This window comes from Mesorhizobium sp. M1342, assembly GCF_040317955.1.
Classification (GTDB): Bacteria; Pseudomonadota; Alphaproteobacteria; order Rhizobiales; family Rhizobiaceae; genus Mesorhizobium.
On sequence record NZ_JAMYLI010000013.1, the window covers coordinates 141,607 to 160,222 of the forward strand.

The 18,616-nt window shown below is 63.4% G+C and carries 19 protein-coding genes, 1 tRNA gene and 1 pseudogene; 5 read left to right on the forward strand and 16 right to left on the reverse strand.

Annotated elements, in window-relative coordinates:
• Positions 1–2 precede the first annotated feature (2 nt).
• On the reverse strand, positions 3–1,034 hold the full coding sequence (gene obgE, locus NKH06_RS15790; RefSeq protein WP_352611367.1) for a GTPase ObgE: 1,032 nt from the start codon (positions 1,032–1,034) through the stop codon (positions 3–5).
• A 134-nt stretch (positions 1,035–1,168) separates the two neighbouring features.
• On the opposite strand from obgE, the gene NKH06_RS15795 reads away from it, so the two are divergent.
• Positions 1,169–2,038 carry an endonuclease/exonuclease/phosphatase family protein gene (locus NKH06_RS15795; protein ID WP_128304967.1) on the forward strand — a complete coding sequence of 290 codons (870 nt, stop codon included), beginning with the start codon at positions 1,169–1,171 and terminating at the stop codon, positions 2,036–2,038.
• A gap of 7 nt (positions 2,039–2,045) precedes the next feature.
• Here NKH06_RS15795 and NKH06_RS15800 read toward each other — a convergent pair whose 3' ends face one another.
• From NKH06_RS15800 to NKH06_RS15815, 4 genes are all read right to left on the reverse strand, one after another.
• Complete coding sequence (locus tag NKH06_RS15800) at positions 2,046–2,576, reverse strand: GNAT family N-acetyltransferase (RefSeq protein ID WP_352750600.1); 531 nt, start codon at positions 2,574–2,576, stop codon at positions 2,046–2,048.
• A 21-nt stretch (positions 2,577–2,597) separates the two neighbouring features.
• The gene (locus tag NKH06_RS15805; RefSeq protein ID WP_023811776.1) at positions 2,598–3,185 is read right to left on the reverse strand and encodes a GNAT family N-acetyltransferase; all 588 of its coding nucleotides are present in this window, start codon (positions 3,183–3,185) and stop codon (positions 2,598–2,600) included.
• Positions 3,186–3,305: 120 nt separating this feature from the next.
• Positions 3,306–3,575: a 50S ribosomal protein L27 gene (gene rpmA / locus NKH06_RS15810; protein WP_013529063.1), complete on the reverse strand. Its 270-nt coding sequence runs from the start codon at positions 3,573–3,575 to the stop codon at positions 3,306–3,308.
• 97 nt (positions 3,576–3,672) lie between these two features.
• On the reverse strand, positions 3,673–4,353 hold the full coding sequence (locus NKH06_RS15815; RefSeq protein ID WP_352441000.1) for a 50S ribosomal protein L21: 681 nt from the start codon (positions 4,351–4,353) through the stop codon (positions 3,673–3,675).
• 408 nt (positions 4,354–4,761) lie between these two features.
• Between NKH06_RS15815 and NKH06_RS15820 the strand changes: the two genes are divergently transcribed.
• Positions 4,762–4,851 (forward strand) — tRNA-Ser (locus NKH06_RS15820).
• Between the two features lie 276 nt (positions 4,852–5,127).
• Positions 5,128–5,421 (forward strand): hypothetical protein, encoded by a 294-nt coding sequence (locus tag NKH06_RS15825; RefSeq protein WP_352461316.1) that lies wholly within the window; start codon positions 5,128–5,130, stop codon positions 5,419–5,421.
• Positions 5,422–5,517: 96 nt separating this feature from the next.
• Here the strand turns inward: NKH06_RS15825 and NKH06_RS15830 are convergent, their stop codons facing one another.
• Together NKH06_RS15830 and NKH06_RS15835 are read right to left on the reverse strand one after the other, a co-directional pair.
• Positions 5,518–6,117, reverse strand: coding sequence for an NADPH-dependent F420 reductase (locus NKH06_RS15830; protein WP_352441002.1), 600 nt, complete (start codon positions 6,115–6,117; stop codon positions 5,518–5,520).
• A gap of 72 nt (positions 6,118–6,189) precedes the next feature.
• Positions 6,190–6,924, reverse strand: coding sequence for an SDR family NAD(P)-dependent oxidoreductase (locus NKH06_RS15835; protein WP_352893394.1), 735 nt, complete (start codon positions 6,922–6,924; stop codon positions 6,190–6,192).
• 277 nt (positions 6,925–7,201) lie between these two features.
• On the opposite strand from NKH06_RS15835, the gene NKH06_RS15840 reads away from it, so the two are divergent.
• Complete coding sequence (locus NKH06_RS15840) at positions 7,202–8,098, forward strand: LysR family transcriptional regulator (protein WP_352893396.1); 897 nt, start codon at positions 7,202–7,204, stop codon at positions 8,096–8,098.
• A 257-nt stretch (positions 8,099–8,355) separates the two neighbouring features.
• Here the strand turns inward: NKH06_RS15840 and recQ are convergent, their stop codons facing one another.
• Both recQ and NKH06_RS15850 read right to left on the reverse strand, forming a co-directional pair.
• The gene (recQ, locus tag NKH06_RS15845; protein ID WP_352893398.1) at positions 8,356–10,197 is read right to left on the reverse strand and encodes a DNA helicase RecQ; all 1,842 of its coding nucleotides are present in this window, start codon (positions 10,195–10,197) and stop codon (positions 8,356–8,358) included.
• Positions 10,197–10,958 (reverse strand): sulfotransferase family protein, encoded by a 762-nt coding sequence (locus NKH06_RS15850; RefSeq protein ID WP_352760434.1) that lies wholly within the window; start codon positions 10,956–10,958, stop codon positions 10,197–10,199. Before NKH06_RS15850 ends, recQ begins: the two co-directional genes overlap by 1 nt.
• A 380-nt stretch (positions 10,959–11,338) precedes the next feature.
• Between NKH06_RS15850 and NKH06_RS15855 the strand changes: the two genes are divergently transcribed.
• Complete coding sequence (locus NKH06_RS15855) at positions 11,339–12,760, forward strand: coniferyl aldehyde dehydrogenase (protein ID WP_352441007.1); 1,422 nt, start codon at positions 11,339–11,341, stop codon at positions 12,758–12,760.
• A gap of 157 nt (positions 12,761–12,917) precedes the next feature.
• Here NKH06_RS15855 and NKH06_RS15860 read toward each other — a convergent pair whose 3' ends face one another.
• From NKH06_RS15860 to NKH06_RS15890, 7 genes and pseudogenes are all read right to left on the reverse strand, one after another.
• Positions 12,918–13,253 (reverse strand): cupin domain-containing protein, encoded by a 336-nt coding sequence (locus NKH06_RS15860; protein ID WP_023811768.1) that lies wholly within the window; start codon positions 13,251–13,253, stop codon positions 12,918–12,920.
• 10 nt (positions 13,254–13,263) lie between these two features.
• Positions 13,264–14,022 (reverse strand): 2-dehydro-3-deoxy-D-gluconate 5-dehydrogenase KduD, encoded by a 759-nt coding sequence (gene kduD / locus NKH06_RS15865; protein ID WP_352893399.1) that lies wholly within the window; start codon positions 14,020–14,022, stop codon positions 13,264–13,266.
• Positions 14,019–14,870 carry a 5-dehydro-4-deoxy-D-glucuronate isomerase gene (gene kduI, locus NKH06_RS15870; protein WP_352893400.1) on the reverse strand — a complete coding sequence of 284 codons (852 nt, stop codon included), beginning with the start codon at positions 14,868–14,870 and terminating at the stop codon, positions 14,019–14,021. Before kduI ends, kduD begins: the two co-directional genes overlap by 4 nt.
• A gap of 42 nt (positions 14,871–14,912) precedes the next feature.
• On the reverse strand, positions 14,913–15,692 hold the full coding sequence (locus NKH06_RS15875; RefSeq protein ID WP_352750608.1) for a FadR/GntR family transcriptional regulator: 780 nt from the start codon (positions 15,690–15,692) through the stop codon (positions 14,913–14,915).
• Between the two features lie 7 nt (positions 15,693–15,699).
• Positions 15,700–16,979 (reverse strand): annotated as a pseudogene (locus NKH06_RS15880) (TRAP transporter large permease).
• Between the two features lie 4 nt (positions 16,980–16,983).
• On the reverse strand, positions 16,984–17,514 hold the full coding sequence (locus NKH06_RS15885; RefSeq protein WP_031213442.1) for a TRAP transporter small permease: 531 nt from the start codon (positions 17,512–17,514) through the stop codon (positions 16,984–16,986).
• A 101-nt stretch (positions 17,515–17,615) separates the two neighbouring features.
• Positions 17,616–18,593, reverse strand: coding sequence for a TRAP transporter substrate-binding protein (locus NKH06_RS15890; protein WP_352750612.1), 978 nt, complete (start codon positions 18,591–18,593; stop codon positions 17,616–17,618).
• Between the last annotated feature and the right edge of the window lie 23 nt (positions 18,594–18,616).

An 18,616-nucleotide genomic window follows, 5' to 3' on the forward strand; every position in this document is an offset into this window, starting at 1 on the left:
GCCTACTTGTCCCAGCGCGTCTCGACCGGGGTAGCCGTCCGCGCACGCGCCTCGCCCACCACCGACATCAGCGCCCGCAGCACCGCCTCGACGCCTTCGCCGGTGACCGCCGACAACAGCATCGGCGCGCGGCCGGCGGCACGCTTCAGCGAGGCGACTTTCTTCTTGCGCGCATCGGCGTCGAGCGTGTCGACCTGGGAAAGTGCCACGATCTCGACCTTGTCGGTCAGGCCGTTGCCATAGGCCTCGAGCTCCGCGCGCACGGTCTTGTAGGCCTTGCCCGGATTTTCCTCCTGCGCCGAAACAAGATGCAGCAGCACACGCGTGCGCTCGACATGGCCAAGGAAGCGGTCCCCGATGCCGACGCCCTCATGCGCGCCTTCGATGAGACCCGGAATGTCGGCGATGACGAACTCGCGCGCGTCGATCCGGGCGACGCCGAGGCCGGGATGCAGCGTCGTGAACGGATAGTCGGCGATCTTCGGCTTGGCCGCGGTGACCGCCGCCAGGAATGTCGACTTGCCGGCATTGGGCAGCCCGACCAGCCCGGCATCGGCGATCAGCTTCAGCCGCAGCCAGATGTTGAGCTCCTGCCCCGGCAGGCCGGGATTGGCGCGGCGCGGCGCCTGGTTGGTCGAGGTCTTGAAATGTTGGTTGCCGAACCCGCCATTTCCGCCCTTGGCCAGCAGAAAGCGCTGGCCGACCACGGTCAGATCGCAGATCAGCGTCTCGTTGTCCTCTTCGAACACCTGCGTTCCCGCCGGCACCTTCAGTGTGACATCGGCGCCCTTGGCACCGGTCATGTTGCGGCCCATGCCGTGGACGCCGGTCTTGGCCTTGAAATGCTGCTGGTAGCGGTAGTCTATCAGCGTGTTCAACCCGTCGACCGCCTCCAGCCAGACATCGCCGCCACGGCCGCCATCACCGCCATCCGGCCCGCCGAACTCGATGAACTTTTCGCGCCGGAACGACACCGAACCGGCGCCACCGTCACCGGAGCGGATGTAGACCTTGGCTTGATCGAGAAATTTCATGGGATTGTACAGTTTCTACTAGTGGCCTTGCGGCATTGCTCTAAACCTTGGCCCTTGCTCTAAACCAAGGCGCGGCGAAGGGCGAGGCCGTTTTGTGACAATGGCCGCGTGGGATCGGCCGGAGAGATGCCGGAATGAAGCTTGTAACTTACAACATCCAGTACGGCATCGGCCTCGACGGGCAATACGATGTCGGGCGCATCGCTGATGCCGTGCGCGGCGCCGACGTGATCGCTTTGCAGGAGGTGACCCGCAACAATCCCAGGAATAGCGGCCGCGACATGGTCGCCGAGATCGGCGAGGCGCTGCCCGACTACTTCGCCGTCTATGGCAGCAATTTCGAGGCCAATATCGGTTCGCACATCGACAATGGCCGCGCCATCACGAAAACCTTCCAGCTCGGCAACATGGTGCTGTCGAAAACGCCTATTCATCTGTCGCGCAACCTGCTTTTGCCGCGCAGCCGCAGCTTCGAGATGATGAACTTCCAGCGTGGCGCGCTGGAAGCGCTGATCGAGACGCCGCTTGGTTTCATCCGCTTCTATTCCATCCATCTCGATCACCGCAGCCCCGTCGAACGCGCCAGCCAGATCCAGTTCTTGCGCCAACGCATGCTGAACTACGCGCTCGAAGGCGGCGCGCTGTCCGGCGTCGCCGAGATCGGCCTGCCGGAACTGCCGCATCCCGAAGCCTTTGTCGGCATGGGCGATTTCAACATGCTGGCCGGTTCACCCGAATATGTCGAACTCGCCGGCCGGCCGGACCATGAATTCGGCATGCCGCTGACCGCCGACTTCGCCGTCGATGCCGCCTTGCGCCTGAACGCCACCGGCGACGATCTCATCAGCTGGGTCGACCCGAAACAACCCACCGACCCCAGCCGCCACAAGCGCATCGACTATATCTTCACAAGCGCTTCGCTTGCCAAATCCCTGAAGCGCCTGTGGGTCGACCGGAAAGCTGACGGTTCGGACCACCTGCCGGTGTGGGTCGAACTGGGCTGATGGCCTTTCATCCGGCAGTGTTTTCACGTTCGACGATCGCCATCATGATCGTATCGCGGTATTCCCCGTCGATATGGACGGCGTCGCGCTGCACGCCCTCCCTGACAAACCCGACCTTGTCGTAAAGAGAGATGGCGCGAGCATTGTCGGAATGCACGGAAAGCTCGACGCGGATAAAGCCGGTCTTGCGCGCCTGTGCCAAGGTCGCATTGATGAGCCGCAGTCCGAGGCCACGCCCCCGATAGGAAGGAATGATCCCCATTCCGAGGGAGCCGCGATGCGCATGGATGAGCCGATCGTGACGTGAGATGTCGCACCAGCCGACGACCTCGCCACGAACAACGGCCACGAACCCCGGATCGCCTCTCCCGATACGGTCCATTGCGAAACTTCTGACTTGATCCAGCGGTGGCGCCTCTAGGAAGGACAGGTACTTTCGCTCACGCGCTACGACATCGAGCGCGCGATGAAAGCTTTCGATATCCCCGGGCGTCATCGGCGCGATCGCGACCGTTTCAATATCGCTGCTGTCGACCATTGGCTTGACCGTCGTCACACATCAAAAATGTACCCAGTTCCGCAGGCTGGTCCAGGTCTTGCGATCGAGCCGGTAGCGCTCGACGGGAACCTGGCCGGCGACGATCGAATTCAGCATGCCCTGGCCGGCATATTGGAACCCGCATTTGTGGATGACGCGGCGCGAGGCCGGATTGATGACCCGCGTCGAGGCCTGCAGCACCTGGATCGACGTCCTCTGGAAGGCGAGATCGACCAGCGCATGGGCTGCTTCCGTCGCATAGCCCTTCTTCCAGTAAGGCTCGCCGATCCAGTAGCCGAGTTCCAGCCCGCGTTCGGTGGTGTTGAGACCGGCACAGCCGACGAACGTGTCGGTTCCGGCCAGCGTCAGGGCGTAGGCGATGCCGGCCCGGCGCGACCTGGTCATGGCGAGGAAGGAGCGCGCCTCGGCCTCGCCATAGGGGTGCGGCATGCGTGCCAGCATTTCGGCGACATGACGGTTGTCGGCAAGTTCGACCAGTTGCGCGACATCGCCTTCATGGGGCGCCCGCATCACCAGCCGCTCGGTGACCAGCACCGGGCAGTCTATCGCGTAACTTCCGTCTTCTGAGTCTTCCGCTTCGGCAACCATTTGAAAGTCCTCCAGGCACAAGAAAAAGGGGAGATGGAAACCCATCTCCCCTGATCCTTTTCCTGGCTTTGCCAGACACCGGTTCCCGAGATGGGCGCCGGTGTTCTAGTGCGGAACCGGCTACTCCGCGGCTTTGGCAATCGGGTTGACCGATACGTAGGTTCGGCCGTTGGCTTTTTTGTTGAACGTCACGGCGCCGGTCTCGAGCGCAAAAAGCGTATGATCCGTGCCCATGCCGACATTGACGCCGGGATGCCACGTGGTGCCGCGTTGACGAATGATGATGTTGCCCGGGATGACGGCTTCGCCGCCGAACTTCTTCACGCCCAGACGCTTGGAATGCGAGTCGCGACCGTTGCGCGACGAGCCGCCAGCTTTCTTGTGTGCCATCTAACTAACTCCGTTGCGCCGCAAGGCGCCTAAAAGGCCTTATGAACGCGTTCGCGTTCCGTTTCAAGTCCGATCCGGCGACCCAATCGCCAGAAAATTACTTCGCAGCCAATTCCTTGGCCTGCTCGCGCCAGTCCTTGATCTGGTCGGCGCTGAAGGGCATGTGCTCGTCGATCTTGGCGACATCCTTCTCGGTCAGCTTGGCAAGCTGGGCGAAGGTGATGATGCCCTGCTCGTTAAGATCCTTGGCTGCGACCGGGCCGATGCCCTTGATCACGGTCAGATCGTCCGGCTCACCCTTCGGTGCCTTGAACAGTGGCGCTGCGGCGGTCTCGGCTGCCTTTGTCTCGGCTGCCTTGGCCTTGGGCTCCTTCTTCGGCGCGGCTTCCGCCTGCACCTCGGTGGCGGCCTCGGCCTTCACCTTCTTCGGCGCCTTGGCCGCTGCCGTCTTGGTCGGCTTGGCGCCACCCAGCAGGATCTCGGAGATCCGCACGGTGGTCAAAAGCTGGCGATGGCCGATCTTGCGGCGCGAATTCTGCCGGCGGCGCTTCTTGAAGGCGATGACGGTGCGGTTCTTGCCCTGTTCGACGACTTCGGCGGTGACCACCGCGCCGTCGACGAACGGCGCGCCAAACGTGACATTCTCGCCTTCGCCATGCGCCAGAACGTGGCCGATTTCGACCATATCGCCGACATTGGCTTCAACTTTTTCGATCTTCAGGAGATCGTTGGCGGCAACGCGATACTGCTTGCCACCCGTTTTAATGACTGCGAACATTTTTTGCCTTTCGCTGTTCGGTCGGCCTTGATGAACCGCCTCTGGCAGTTCAGCCGTCTTTTTGTCAGTCTGCGGGTTCAAAAAACAAGCGGCGCGGAAGAACCCTCCACGCCGATTGCGCGCTGTCCCTAACCGAAGGTTGGGGGCGAGTCAAGGCAAACCAGCCGCGCCGTTTCCGAGACCGTCATTGCGAGCACGGACCGGCTGTGCCGACATGCCCACGGCGTTGCCCCCGCCTGGGCTGAGGATGGGTGACTGGTCGGCAATCTGCCTCGGGTCTCGCTGTACCCCACCAGCCGTGAATCCGCCGCTTGCCAAGCAAGCCAAATAACTGACGGATTGGCCTTGTAACCTGCCCGTTCAGCCGTTATCTAGTGCGCCGCGCCGGCAACGGCCGACCATGACCGCGGAGAGGTGGCAGAGTGGTCGAATGCACCGCACTCGAAATGCGGCATGGGTGCAAGCCCATCGGGGGTTCGAATCCCTCCCTCTCCGCCATTTAGCCCAAGAACCTGACATCTCCTGGGCTGCTAGCCGCCTGCCGCATATCGCGCAGCCAACAGGACAAAGCCGCCCGAGCCGGGACACTCTGGCCTTTGCGGAGGCGTAAAGCTTCGGCGATGGGCAGGCCCATTCGGCTCTCCGCACATGGTTTTCTGTCCGCAAGCGCAGCCATGTCGCTGTGAATTTGCCAGCCGGTTTGGCCCAAATGGGGGAAGTGGCCGGCCCAAGATCTCGTAATGGTTGGTTCGCCCAGCCAGTTAGGAGACCACTATGCGCAAAGCCTCTCTCGCCGTCACAGTCGTCGGCACGGCCTTCTTCAGTCTTTCCACTGTCGCATCGGCATGCGTGTCGATGGACGGCAACTTCGTCGTAAACAACTGCAATTATCGCGTCATGGGAAATTGCAAAGGCTCGGATGGCAGTTGGGGTGGCTTCGGACCCATCCGCCCGGGCGGTCGTGAGGTAACTTCCAAAAGACGCGATGCCGGCTGGGACGTCAGCTATTGCAATTACGATTCATGGGTGGCCGGCACATGTCGGCCGAAGGATCCCAGGCAGATGTAAGCCGCTTTCAAGCATGTCACTTTGCGCGCTCGGCTCGTTGCTGACGATGTGGCCGGCGTCGAACACCGGCCACTCTGTCGGTGCACGATAAATCCGTTACTGCTCCTTCTTGAACAGGTCCTGGAAGATCAGCTGGCCCCAAGTGCGGCCGCGTGCGTGCACCAGTGCGCCACCCTCGTTGAGCTTCCCCAGCTTGACCGGTGCGAACCCGAGTTGTTTGGCTAAGGCCGCCACGGGAGCGATCGCGTCCTCGTCGTCGCTCGACAGAAAGACGACCCGGTGCCCGCCCTCGACGATCGGATCGGCAGCCAAAGTGGCTGCAATCAGGTGATTGAACCCTTTGACGAGCTTGGCACCGGTGAACGCCTTTGCGACGAAGGCGGAGGACGGCAGACCGTCCAGCTCTTCAGGGGCTGGAAACACGTTCGTCGCGTCGATGATCGTCTTGCCTTCCCAGCTTGACAGCGCCTTCGCGACATCTGGGTGCGACTCGAAACGAACCGCCAGAAAGACGATGTCCGCCTTGATCGCTTCCGCCAGCGTTTTCGGGATAATCGTGGGTCCGATCGCGGCCGCATCGGCTGCAAAGCTTTCCGGGTCGCGCGTGGTTGCCACGGACACTTCGATGCCGTTGCGGGCAAACGCCTTGGCAAGAGCGTGGCCGATCTTGCCGAAGCCAATAATTGCATAGCTCATGTATATTCTCCTTCAGTTTACCACGCCCTGCGGGCCCGGAATATCGAATGGAATGAACGGCGGGGCGTAGCGTCAGATTTGCGCCAGGCCCCCGTCGACGGCGACCTCGCTGGCGGTCATGAAGCTGCTGTCGGGCGACGCGAGAAACGCAGCCGCCGCTCCAATCTCCGCCGGATCGGCCATGCGCTGGAGCGGGTTCATCGAGGCGAAGGCCTTCAAGCCCTCCTCCCCTATCGCTGCCTTCGCGAGTTCGGTCGCTGTCGGCCCGGGCGACAGCACGTTTACCCGGATGCCGGTGCCCTTCAGGTCCTCCGCCCAGCTCCGCGCAAGATTGCGCACGGCCGCCTTGCTCGCGCTGTAGACGCTGAATGCGGGGGCGCCCGTGGTGCCGGCGCTCGATCCGGTCAGGATGATCGAACCGCCCTCGCCCATCAGCGGCAGCGCCTTCTGGACCGTGAATATCGTACCCTTCACATTGGTGTCGAAGGTTTCGTCAATGTGCTCGGCGGTGATCTCGCCGAGCGGAAGCAGGCCTCCCGCCCCGGCATTGGCGAAGACGATGTCGAGGGTTCCGCGCTCGGCCTTCACCGCCGCGTAGAGCCGGTCGAGGTCGGCCTCGTCGGAAACCGAGCCTTTCACCGCGCGGGCATTGGCCCCGAGGTTGGCCCCAGCAGCGTCGAGCACATCCTGCCGACGGCCGAAAATGAAGACGAAAGCGCCCTCCTCGATGAAGCGCTTTGCAGCGGCGAGGCCGATGCCGGTGGCGCCACCCGTAATAACCGCAACCTTACCGTCTAGTTTTCCCATAACTCAATCCTTCCAGGCTCTGTCTTTGGTCGTTCGGGTACGCCCCGAGAACCTCTAGATGGGCCCGTCAGAGTCACGCGGTGAGTGCGGAAGCGCGCACATCGGTGGTGCAAAATCGATCCGCTTTCAGGAACTGACGCCAGCCGTGACGATCCGTGTCCGCCATTCGGAATTGCGCCGCCCCTGTCGACATAAGCTATGATGTCCCGCCCGTACTGCTGTAGCATGCGTTAGATACGGGCTTGGGAAGGCGCACCGCGCGGTGCCGGATTGCACCATGATCGACTGGGATGACATTCGCTACTTTCTTGCCGTCGCGCGCAGAGGCTCGGTGCGGGCTGCCGGCGCGCAGCTCGGGGTGAATCACTCGACCGTGCTGCGACGCGTCGCCCAGCTCGAGGAACGCCTCGGAGCGCACATGTTCGAAAAGCTGCCTTCGGGCTACCGCCTAACGGCTGCGGGCGAGGAGGTCCTCGATCTCGCGAACCAGATGGAAGCGTCGTCGCACCAGCTGGAGACGCGCGTCTTCGGGCGCGACCAGGGTGTGCGCGGGCTTCTGCGGGTGACGCTGGCACCGCCCCTCGCGACACACCTGCTCATGCCGGACTTCGCCGATTTCGCGCGTCTGCACCCGGACATCGAGATGGAAATCCTGTCGTCCGGCGAGCTGGCAAATCTGACCAACCGAGAGGCCGACGTCGCGATCCGCGTCGTCTACGACCGCAAAACCCTGCCGCTCAATCTTCACGGCCTGAAGGGACCGGAGGTGTTCGGCGGCGTCTACATGTCCCGCGATCGCCTGGCCGCGTGGCGTGCGGGCGCGCCTGATCCCATCCGGTGGATCGTCATAAGCGTTCATGGAATTCCAGAGTGGGCCGGCGCGGGTGAGGTTCGCACCACTGGCGTTCCATTCAGGACCACGGACGCCGAGGCGCAGATCGTTGCCGTACGGCAAGGTCTCGGGATCACGACACTGCCGTGCTTCGTCGGAGATGCCGACCCCCTGCTGGTGAGGGTGCCGGGCACCGACCTGCACATGTACGGAACGCTCTGGCTTCTCACACAGGGGGAGACACGCAAGACGAAGCGCGTGCGGCTCTTCACGGAGTTCGTATCCCGCAGGCTCGCCGCCTACGCTCCGCTTTTCACGGGACTGTCCATATCGCGCGACTGACGCCCGGCGGGTCGACGCTGCGGTGGATAAGCGGACAGCGGCACCTATTGCGGTTGCAGATGCTCAGCCATGAAGTCGATGAACGCCTCAGTCTGGGCCTGATCTGTCGACTGGCCGGCCAGAGAACATTGAACTCGGTCTCGGCGGGGGCATGGGCGGTGGAGGAATGGGCGGCGACGGAACAGGAGGTTTCGGAACGGATGCCTTCTCCGAAGATCCCTATGCTTCAGGGCGCGTGACCAGTCGCTGATCTGACCTCAGGCCGAACCATCGGATTGGTGCTCGGCAATCGCACTCAGAAAAACCTGGCCGAACTCCTTCAGCTTTGCCGCCCCAACCCCATTCACTTCAGCGAAGGCGTCGAGGTCGTTTGGGCGGCGCTCTGCCATGTCGATCAGGGTGCGATCGGAAAACACCACATAGGCCGGCACCTGGCGCTCCTTGGCGAGCCGCAGTCGCAAGGTCTTCAGCGCGGCCAGCAGCCCGGTGTCCACATCCGATTGCCCGAAATCCTGCCCGGAGCGCGTCTTGCCGCGCAAGGCGCGGCTGCGCACCTCGACGCGATAATGGAACGGCACCTCGCCACGGCCAAGCGCATGGCCTTTTTCGGCGATGGCGAGGCCGCCATGGCCGGCCGGATCCGGCATCAGGAACCCGCCCGCGACGAGCTGCCGGATCAGCGACAGCCAAAAATCCTTCTTGTGCGCCAGCCCGCTGCCGAAGGCGGCAAGCCTCTGGTGGTTCCTGGCCAGCACCTTCTCGGTTTCATGGCCGAGCAGGATGTCGATGACATGGCCGGCACCGAAGCGTTCGCCACTCTGCGCGATCGCCGCCAGGATGATCCGCGCCTCCGCTCCGCCATCGGCGCGCGGCGCCTGGTCGAGGCAGGTGTCGCAATTGCCGCAAGGCTGCGCTTCTTCGCCGAAATAGCCGAGCAGCACCTGGCGGCGGCACTGCGCCGTCTCGCAATAGCCGATCAGCGTGTCGAGCCGGCCATGCGAGCGCCTCTTGTGCTCGGGCGGCGCATCCTCGTCGTCGATGAACATCCGGCGCATGCGGATATCGCCAAGGCCGAACAGCATATGCGCCTCGGCGTCCCGCCCATCGCGGCCGGCGCGGCCGATCTCCTGGTAGTAGGCCTCCAGGCTGCCCGGCATGTCGGTGTGGAAGACATAGGCGACATCAGGCTTGTCAATGCCCATGCCGAAAGCGATGGTCGCCACCATGACGACGCCGGACAGGGTCATGAAGCTGTTCTGGTTGGCGTCACGCGCCTCCTTGCTCATGCCGGCATGATAGGCGAGCGCGGTGACGCCGTTCTTCTCGAGGAAGGCCGCCATCTCCTCCGTCTTCTTGCGCGACAGGCAATAGACGATGCCGCTGCGGCCGGGATGACGCTCGACGAAGCGCAGCAGCTGCCGCTTGCTGTCCTGCTTGGCCTCGATGGCAAGCTTGATGTTCGGCCGGTCGAAGCCCAGCACCAGGGTCTCGACGCGCTCGGCAAACAGCCGGGATTCGATGTCGGTGCGCGTGCCTTCGTCCGCCGTTGCCGTCAGCGCGATGATCGGCACGTTGGGAAAGATGCCGCGCAGACGCGACAGGTCCTCGTATTCGCGCCGGAACGCCGGCCCCCATTGCGAGATGCAATGCGCCTCGTCGACGGCGATCAGGCTGACATCGAGCCTGGCCAGCGCGTCGAGCATGCGCTCGGTCATCAGCCGCTCCGGCGCGAGATAGAGCAGGCGCGTCTGGCCCGAGGCGACGCGACGCCATGCGGCGATATTGGCATCGCGGTCGATCGAGGAATTGATCGTGTCGGCCGCCACGCCGGCAAGCCGCAAGGCGGCGACCTGATCCTGCATCAGCGCCACCAGCGGCGAAACGACAATGGTGAGCCCACCCAGGACCAGTGCCGGCACTTGGTAGCAGAGCGATTTGCCCGCACCTGTCGGCATGACGGCCAGCACATGCCGCCCGGCCAGCAGCGCATCCATGACATCGGCCTGGCCGGGGCGAAAATCATCAAAGCCGAACACGTCCTTCAGGACGCGCCGCTTGGGATCTCGCTCTTCTGTCGCGACGGCCGCCGGTGCCTGCATCACCGCGCGTCCACGGTCGGCGTGCTTATTGGCATGTCATAGCCGAACTCGGCGCAGAAACGCCGGACGCCGACGAGAAATGCCGGGGGCAGACCGCCGAGATAGGTCCTGAATTCTTCATTCCGTTCCCATTTTCTCAACGAAGCCACCCGGATCGGATTGTCCGGATCCTCGCTGAAACGAATGTGCGGTGTCAGTCCGAACGACTGCGCGATTCTGTCCTGCTGCGCATCGGGCGCGCCGATCATGTCTTCGTAGCGGACAAAGAGTATCTGCCGGTGCGGTTGTGCCTTCTTCAGCCGGGTCAGCGCGTCGTATTCGGCCAGCCAGCGATGCGGCGTGACGTGGAACCGACGCTCGTGGCGTGTTTGCGGATGCGAACTTGTCAGCGTGTCGAATGGATGGCGCACACAATAGATCAAGCCGATGGAGGGAGGTAGCTTCGCCAGATGCGCAAAACCGCGCGCATCGCGCTTGACGACGAGGTTCGATTCCGGCCGATCCAGCATGTCCAGCATTGTGTATCGCGCTTCGGGCGGATGGACGAAAATATCCCCGAAACACCTCATCAGCCGCTGTGTCAGCGTCGTCCCGCTGCGCGCGCAGCCCGAAATGAAAATTCTGTTGGCGGGCGTCGCGCGTGCGTATGTGCGTCTTTGCATGCGCTGTTTCAGAGACAGCGGCACGAATCGCAGAAACTCCCGCATAACCCTTCGCGCGGCCGCTCCAAACGCAGCCTCAAGCCTGCGCGCGCCCTTCATCCGCAATTCCGCTGGCGCAATGCGGCAACCCGATCTTGCATCAGGGCCACCCGGGACGAAACGCGCCGCCTGCGGGCCACGGCCAAGATACTCATCGCCGATGCCTGCATCAGGCAGACACCGGGCTGCAATTTCGTGGATTGGAGAGGATGTGGAAACCGGTCAAAACGACTCTCCGCATGGGCACCTTGCCTTAGCGCAGCTGACACCGGACCACAACCAGAACAAGCCGGCACAAGGAAAGCCTGCGGCGCGAACGCGGAAGCTGACCGATTGATCCAAGGCTCGCCGCAGCACCTTCCCTTGCGAGACCTGCACCCCCGCTGGATTCCGCCACGCACCACGATGTAAGCTCGGCCCGACAAGTCAGGGAGGGCGCGATGCTGCAGGCCATTCAGGATGCTCTCGGCGAGCGGTTTCGGTTGCAGCGTGCTGCCTTCGAGGCGCAGCCTTTCCCCAACTTTGGCATCCGCAAGGATCGCCTGAAACGCCTGTTGGCGTTGACCGAGCGGCATGAAGCCGACATCTGCACCGCCATCGACACCGACTTTGGCGGCCGTTCCGCGCATGAGACGCGTCTTGCGGAACTGTTCGTCGTGCGCGCCGGTATCCGCCACGCGCTGTCGCACCTCAGGGGCTGGATGCGCGAACGCCGCGTTGTCACCACCATGCCGTTCCTGCCCGGCCGAAATCGCCTCGTCCCGCAGCCGCTCGGCGTCGTCGGCATCGTGTCGCCCTGGAATTATCCTTTCCAGCTCGCCGTCGCGCCGGTCACGGCGGCACTCGCGGCCGGCAATCGCGTGCTTATAAAACCTTCCGAATTGACGCCGGCATTTTCAGCGCTGCTGGCCAAACTCGTTGCCGAGCATTTCGCACCCGATGAGCTCAGCGTCATCAGCGGCGACGCGGAGATGGGAAAGGCCTTCGTGTCGATGCCTTTCGATCATTTGCTGTTCACCGGCTCGACCGCGGTCGGACGCCAGGTCGCGATCGCCGCGGCCGCCAACCTGACCCCGGTCACGCTCGAACTCGGCGGCAAGTCGCCGGCAATCTTCGATCCGTCATGCGATCTCGACGCGGCGGTATCCAGCATTGCCTATGGCAAGCTGTTGAATGCCGGGCAGACCTGCATCGCGCCGGATTATCTGCTGGTGCCGAAGGGACAGGCAGGCACGGTCGCTGCCAAGCTCGCAACGGCGATCACGAAGCTCTACCCAACCCTGCGCGACAACCCCGATTATACCGCCATCATCAGCGAGCGGCACCACCAGCGCCTGCGCGACATGATCACCGAGGCGCGTAATGCCGGCGCCGATGTCACCGAAATCAACCCGGCCGGCGAGGCATTCGGCGCGACAAACCGGAAATTGCCGCCGACCCTGGTCCGCAACGCCGGCGCAAACCTGCGGCTGATGCGCGAGGAGATTTTTGGGCCGGTACTGCCCATCGTCGAATATGCCGGGATCGACGAGGCGATAGCCCATGTGAACGGGGCGGACCGGCCGCTGGCGCTCTACTGGTTCGGGCGCGACAGCGGCAACCGTCAACGCATCCTGCATGAGACCGTCGCCGGCGGCGTCACCATCAACGACTGCATGCTGCATCTGGTGCAGGAGAACCAGCCTTTCGGCGGCGTCGGCGCCAGCGGCGTGGGCGCCTATCACGGCGAATGGGGCTTTCGCACCTTCAGCAAGGAGAAGCCGGTTTTCCTGCAGTCCCGGCTGAGCGCGGGAGCCTTGTTGCGCCCGCCCTACGGCAAGACGTTCGAGCGGCTCTTCAGCCTGCTCCGGCATATCACCTGACCGACGCAGTCACCGCCATCACGAACACCCGGCGCGTTAAGCCTATGTTCACCATCATGCGGCAGGTTCGCATCCTGCGGTCATGTCTTGAGTACCGCGGCGCCACAAGCGCCCAGGCAACAACCCGCGCCTCTTTTGAGGTGCGGGTCTTCCCTGGCTAGCCGAGGAAATCGGCCCGGTGCGGCGTGAAGCTGTCGACCAGCCGCCCTGCTTCCAGCGCCTTGACGCCGTGCACCAGACCGGACGGCACAATGAAGCTGCCGCCGGTCTCGATGGTTTCGGTCCTACCGTCGATGGTCACCTCGAAGCGGCCCTCGGCGACATAGCTAGCCTGGACGTGTGGGTGCGAATGCAGGGCGCCGACGCCACCCTTGTCGAAGCCGAATTCGACCAGCATCAACTCGTCGGTATGCAGGAGAACGCGTCGCCTGTTGCCGTCCGGGGTCGGCGTCCAGGCGCCCTCGCCGGCATGCGCGAAAATCTTTGTGGTCATCGTCGTCTCCTCATCGCGCAAGCCAGCCGCCATCCACAGGCACCACCGCTCCATGCATGTAGTTCGACGCCGGCGCCAGCAGGAACACGGCGGCATCGCCAATGTCGCCCGCTTCCCCCCAGCGACCGGCCGGGATCCGCGCCAGGATGGCGGCGCTGCGGTCGGGATCGGCGCGCAGCGCCCGCGTGTTGTTGGTCTCGATATAGCCCGGCGCGATGGCGTTGACGTTGATGCCTTTTTGCGCCCATTCGCAGGCGAGCAGACGCGTGATGCCGAGCACACCGTGCTTCGAGGCAGTATAGGACGCAACGCGGATGCCGCCCTGGAAGCTCAACACGGAGGCAATGTTGACGATCTTGCCCTGGCGTCCGCCGGCAAGCGCCCGTCTGGCGAAGCTCTGGCAGAGCAAGAAAACCGTCTTCAGGTTGACGTCCATGACGTCGTCCCAATCGGCCTCGCTGAGATCGACGGCATCGGCGCGGCGGATGATGCCGGCATTGTTGACCAGCCCGTCGAGCGGACCGCTTTCGTCCCAGATCCGGTCGAGCAACGGGCCGGCGGCCGACGTGTCGGCGAGGTCGGCGCTCACCGCTTCGAATTGCCCGCCCACCGCGGCAATCTTGTCTGCCGTATCGTCCATCGACGAGCGGCCGACGCCGACCACCGCGCCCCCGGCGCGTGCGACGCACACGGCGATGCCTTGGCCGATGCCGGTGTTGGCGCCGGTGACCAGGATACGTTTTCCGGCAAGGCTGAAGGGGTCGCTCACCGCAGATCGCCCAACGCCACCGGGTCGACATCGGTATAGTCGACATTGTCGCCGGCCATCGCCCAGATGAAAGCATAATTGGAAGTGCCGGCACCGGAGTGGATCGACCATCCCGGCGACAGCACCGCCTCCTCATTGCTCATGACGATATGGCGCGTCTCGTCAGGCTCGCCCATGAAATGGAAGACGCGCGCCGTCTCGGCCAGGTCGAAATAGAGATAGGCCTCCATGCGCCGGTCATGCACATGGCATGGCATGGTGTTCCACACCGATCCTGGAGCCAACTGAGTCATGCCGACCACCAGTTGGCAGGTCTTCACGCCCTCGGCATGGATGAACTGGAAGATCGAACGCTCGTTGCAGGTGTCCTTGCTGCCGAGATCGAGGCGCTTGGCGTCGCCGATGCGGATCAGCCGGCTGGGCCAGGCCTGATGCGCAGGCGCGCTGAGCAGATAGAATTTAGCCGGCGCGGTCTTGTCCACCGAGGCGAAGGACACGTCGGTGGTGCCCATGCCGAGATAGAGCATGTCGCGCGCCTGCAACTCGTGGGTCTGGCCGCTTGCCGTTACGCTGCCTGCACCACCAATGTTGACGGCGATCAGCTCGCGCCGGTCGAGAAAATTCTTGGTGCCGGTCGGCTTGATCGCTTCCAGTTGCAGCGGCGAACCGGTCGGCACGGCGCCGCCAACGATCATGCGGTCGTAATGGGTGTAGGTCAGGCTGATGCGGCCAGGCTGGAACAGGTCTTCGATGTGGAAGTTGTGGCGCAGCTCGTCGGTTCCCATCGCCGCGGCGGCGACCGGGTCGATGGCGAAACGCGATGTATAGTCTGTATGGCTCTGGCTCATTTCAATCCTGACTTGAGATGGGGTTGTCTTGACTTGAGATGATTATTCGCCGGCAGCGGCGGCCTTGACCGAACTGGAATAAAAAGCCTGACGTGCATGCAGCCGCTCGCGGTAACGCTGCTGGCTGGCGGTGAGGTGCGCGCGCATCGCCTCGCGCGCGGCCTCGGCATCGCCAGAGGTAATGGCGTTGAGGATCACCAGATGCTCGCGCTGGAGCCCGCGCTGATAGCTGTCGGATTGCGCCAGTTCGGTCGACCAGGGCGAAGTCACGTCGCACGGGATGGCGCGCCGGCCGAGCACGTCGAGCATCTCGACATAGAAGGGGTTGCTGGTTGCGCTGGCGATGGCGCGATGGAAGGCGAGGTCGGCCGGACCGGTCGGCTCGCTGGCAAGCAGCAGCCGCTCGAATTCGAAGAAGGCTTCCTGGATCGCCGCCTCCTGCGCGGCGTTGCGACGGATGGCGGCGAGCCCGGCCGATTCGATCTCGATCGCCAGCCGCACCTCGAGCACGTTGAGTGCGATCGAATCCTTGCTGCCCATGTCGGCGGCCAGCGCGCCGAACATTGTCGAGATGTGCTCTGTGACGAAGACGCCGGCGCCCTGGCGCGGTTCGACCAGCCCGTCGGCGGCAAGCTTGGCCAGCGCCTCGCGGATGACGGTGCGGCTGACGCCGAAGGTTTCGGTCAGTTGGCCTTCGGTCGGTAATTTATGGCCGGGCAGGATCTCACCCGCCTGCAACTGCTTGCGGATCGTCGCGACCACGGTCTCCGACAGTTTGGGTTTTCTCTCGACCCTGAGGTCGGTTGCGGTGTCCGATGCCATGTCGCCCCTATTTGAAGACGCTCGGTAGCCAGAGCGAAATGGCCGGAATGTAAGTGACGAGCCCCAGTACCACGAGCCCGGCCCCATAGAACGGCCAGATCGAGCGCATCGCTTCCCAGACGGATATCTTGCCCACTGCGCACGCCACGAACTGCACAGCGCCCACCGGCGGCGTATTCAGCCCGATGCCGAAGTTGAGGATCATGATAACGCCAAAATGCACCGGGTCGACGCCGTAGGCTTGCGCCACGGGCAGGAAGATCGGCGTGCAGATGATGATCGTCGGGCCCATGTCCATGAAGGTGCCGAGGAACAGCATCAAGACGTTGAGCAGGAGAAGCACGATCAGCGGATCGTCCGAGATCGCGTTCATGGAGGCTATGAGCGCTGCCGGCACTTTCAGGAAGGCCATCAACCACGAGAACGCCGCCGCCATGCCGATGATGAGCAGCACCATGGCCGTGGTGCGCACGGCACCATGGGTGGCATGAACGAAACCTTCCCAAGTCATCTGCCGGTAAACGAAGACAGTAACGAGCAACGCATAGATGACCGCGACGCAGGAACTCTCGGTCGCCGTGAAAACGCCCGATCGTACGCCACCGAAGATGATCGCGATCAGCAGCAGGCCGGGCACCGCGACAGCGAAGAGATGCGCGACGGCGGTGAAGCCCGGAAACGGCTCGGTCGGATAGCCGCGGGAGCGCGCCACGAAATAGGCGGTGATCATCAGCGACAGGGCCAACAGCAGGCCCGGAATGATGCCGGCCGTGAACAGGTCGGCGATGGAGATCTTTCCACCTGCCGAGATCGAGTAGATGATCATGTTGTGCGACGGCGGCAGGAGCAGCGCGATCAGCGCCGCCATCGACGTGACGTTGACGGCGTAATCCGCTCATATCCACGCGCCTTCATCTGCGGGATCATCAAGCCGCCGACCGCCGCTGCCTCGGCCACGGCGGAGCCCGAAATGCCGCCGAACAGTGTAGCGGTCGCAATGTTGACCTGCCCGAGGCCGCCGCGCAAATGGCCAACGAGCGAGCCGGCGAAGGCAACGATCTTGCTGGCGATGCCGCCGCGCACCATCAAGTCGCCGGCATAGATGAAGAAGGGAATGGCCAGCAGCGAAAAGACGCTCATGCCGGAATTCAGGCGCTGGAACACGATGAGCGGCGGCAGGCCCATGTAGAGGACGGTGGCAAAGCTTGCGACGCCGAGGCAGAAAGCGATCGGCGTGCCGATAAGCATCAGAAGGGTGAAGACGCCGAAGAGTATCCAGAGTTCCATGCCGTCAGACCTTCACGTTCGCCGTGTCGAGTTCGGTTGCGACTTCCGCCGGCGGCAGTTCATCGAGCACATCGTCGATCGGCGCACCGGAGAGACGAAGCACGATGCGCTCCAGCGTGAAGAGCGCGACGAGCACGCCTCCCGCGACCAGCGGGACGTAGTCCCAGCCCCCCGATATGCCGAGCGACGGCAAGGTAGCGCCCCAGGTCAATGCGACCAGTTGGCTGCCATACCAGATCATACCGATGCCGAAGGCGAGCGCGACGAGGTCCGAGATCATCCGCAGCCAACGCTTGCCGCCTTTGGGCAGCACGTAGAGCAGGACGTCGAAGCCGAGGTGATAGTTCTCGCGCACCCCGACGGCAGCGCCGAGGAAAATGAACCAGCTCATCAGCATCACCGAGCCCTGCTCGGTCCAGCTTGGCGAGCGGTTCAGGACATAACGACCGAACACCTGCCAGGCGACGAAGGCGGTCATCAGCACCAGCCCGATGCCTGCGACCCATAGCGCCGCTGTGCTGACGCGCGACATCATGCGGGCGACGCCGGACAGGGGCGGTCTGTGTGCTGGGCTGGAGGTCACCGGTTCTCTCCGCAAGGGGGATGGCGGCGCGGAATGCCCGCGCCGCCGCTTGATCACTGCACGGCCTTGATGGCTTCGACCATGGCCTTCAGCTTGTCGTCCTTGACGTGCTTCTCGTAGACCGGACCCATGGCGTCGATGAAGGGCTGCTTGTCCGGCGTCGTGATCTGCGAACCGGCCGCTTCGACTTTGGCGCGCGATTCCTTGACCTTGGCGGTCCACAGCTCGCGCTGCCTGACGGCGCTTTCCTTGGCGGCCGCCTTGAAGATCGCCTGATCCTCCGGCGTCAGCTTGTCCCAGCTCGACTTCGCCATGACGAAGGCTTCCGGCACCATAGTGTGCTCGTCGAGCGAATAGAACTTGGCGACTTCCGCATGCTTGGCGGTGTCGTAGCTCGGAAAATTGTTTTCCGCGCCGTCAATGACCCCGGTCTCGATCGCCGAATACACCTCGCCATACGGCATCGGCGTCGCGTTGGCGCCGAGTGCCGCCACCATGTCGACGAAGATGTCGGACTGAATGACGCGGAACTTCATGCCGGCCAGATCGGCTAATGAGTTGATCGGTTTCTTCGAATTGTAGAAGGAGCGCGCGCCACTGTCATAAAAGGCGAGCAGCACCAGCCCGACCTGTTCGAACGCCGCCGCGATCTGGTCGCCGACCGCCCCGTCCATGACCTTGTGCATATGGTCTTCCGAGCGGAAGATGTAGGGCAGCGAGGGCACAGTGGTTTCGGGAATGAGCCCGTTGAACGGCGCCATCGAGATGCGGTTGAGGTCGATCACGCCGGTGCGAACCTGCTCGATCGTGTCCTTTTCTTCGCCTAGCTGCGCGGAATGATAGAGCTCGACCGCATAGCGGCCGGCCGTACGCTCCTTTACAAGCTCGCCGAAATATTTGACTGCCTCGACCGTCGGATAGCCGTCCGGGTGGGTGTCGGACGAGCGCAGAACCGTCTGGGCGCTTGCCATTCCGGCCATCAGTGCGGCGGCGAGCAGCGCAGCTCCCGTCAGTCTTGAAAAATGCAACATGGTTTCCTCCCTTTGCATTGCGG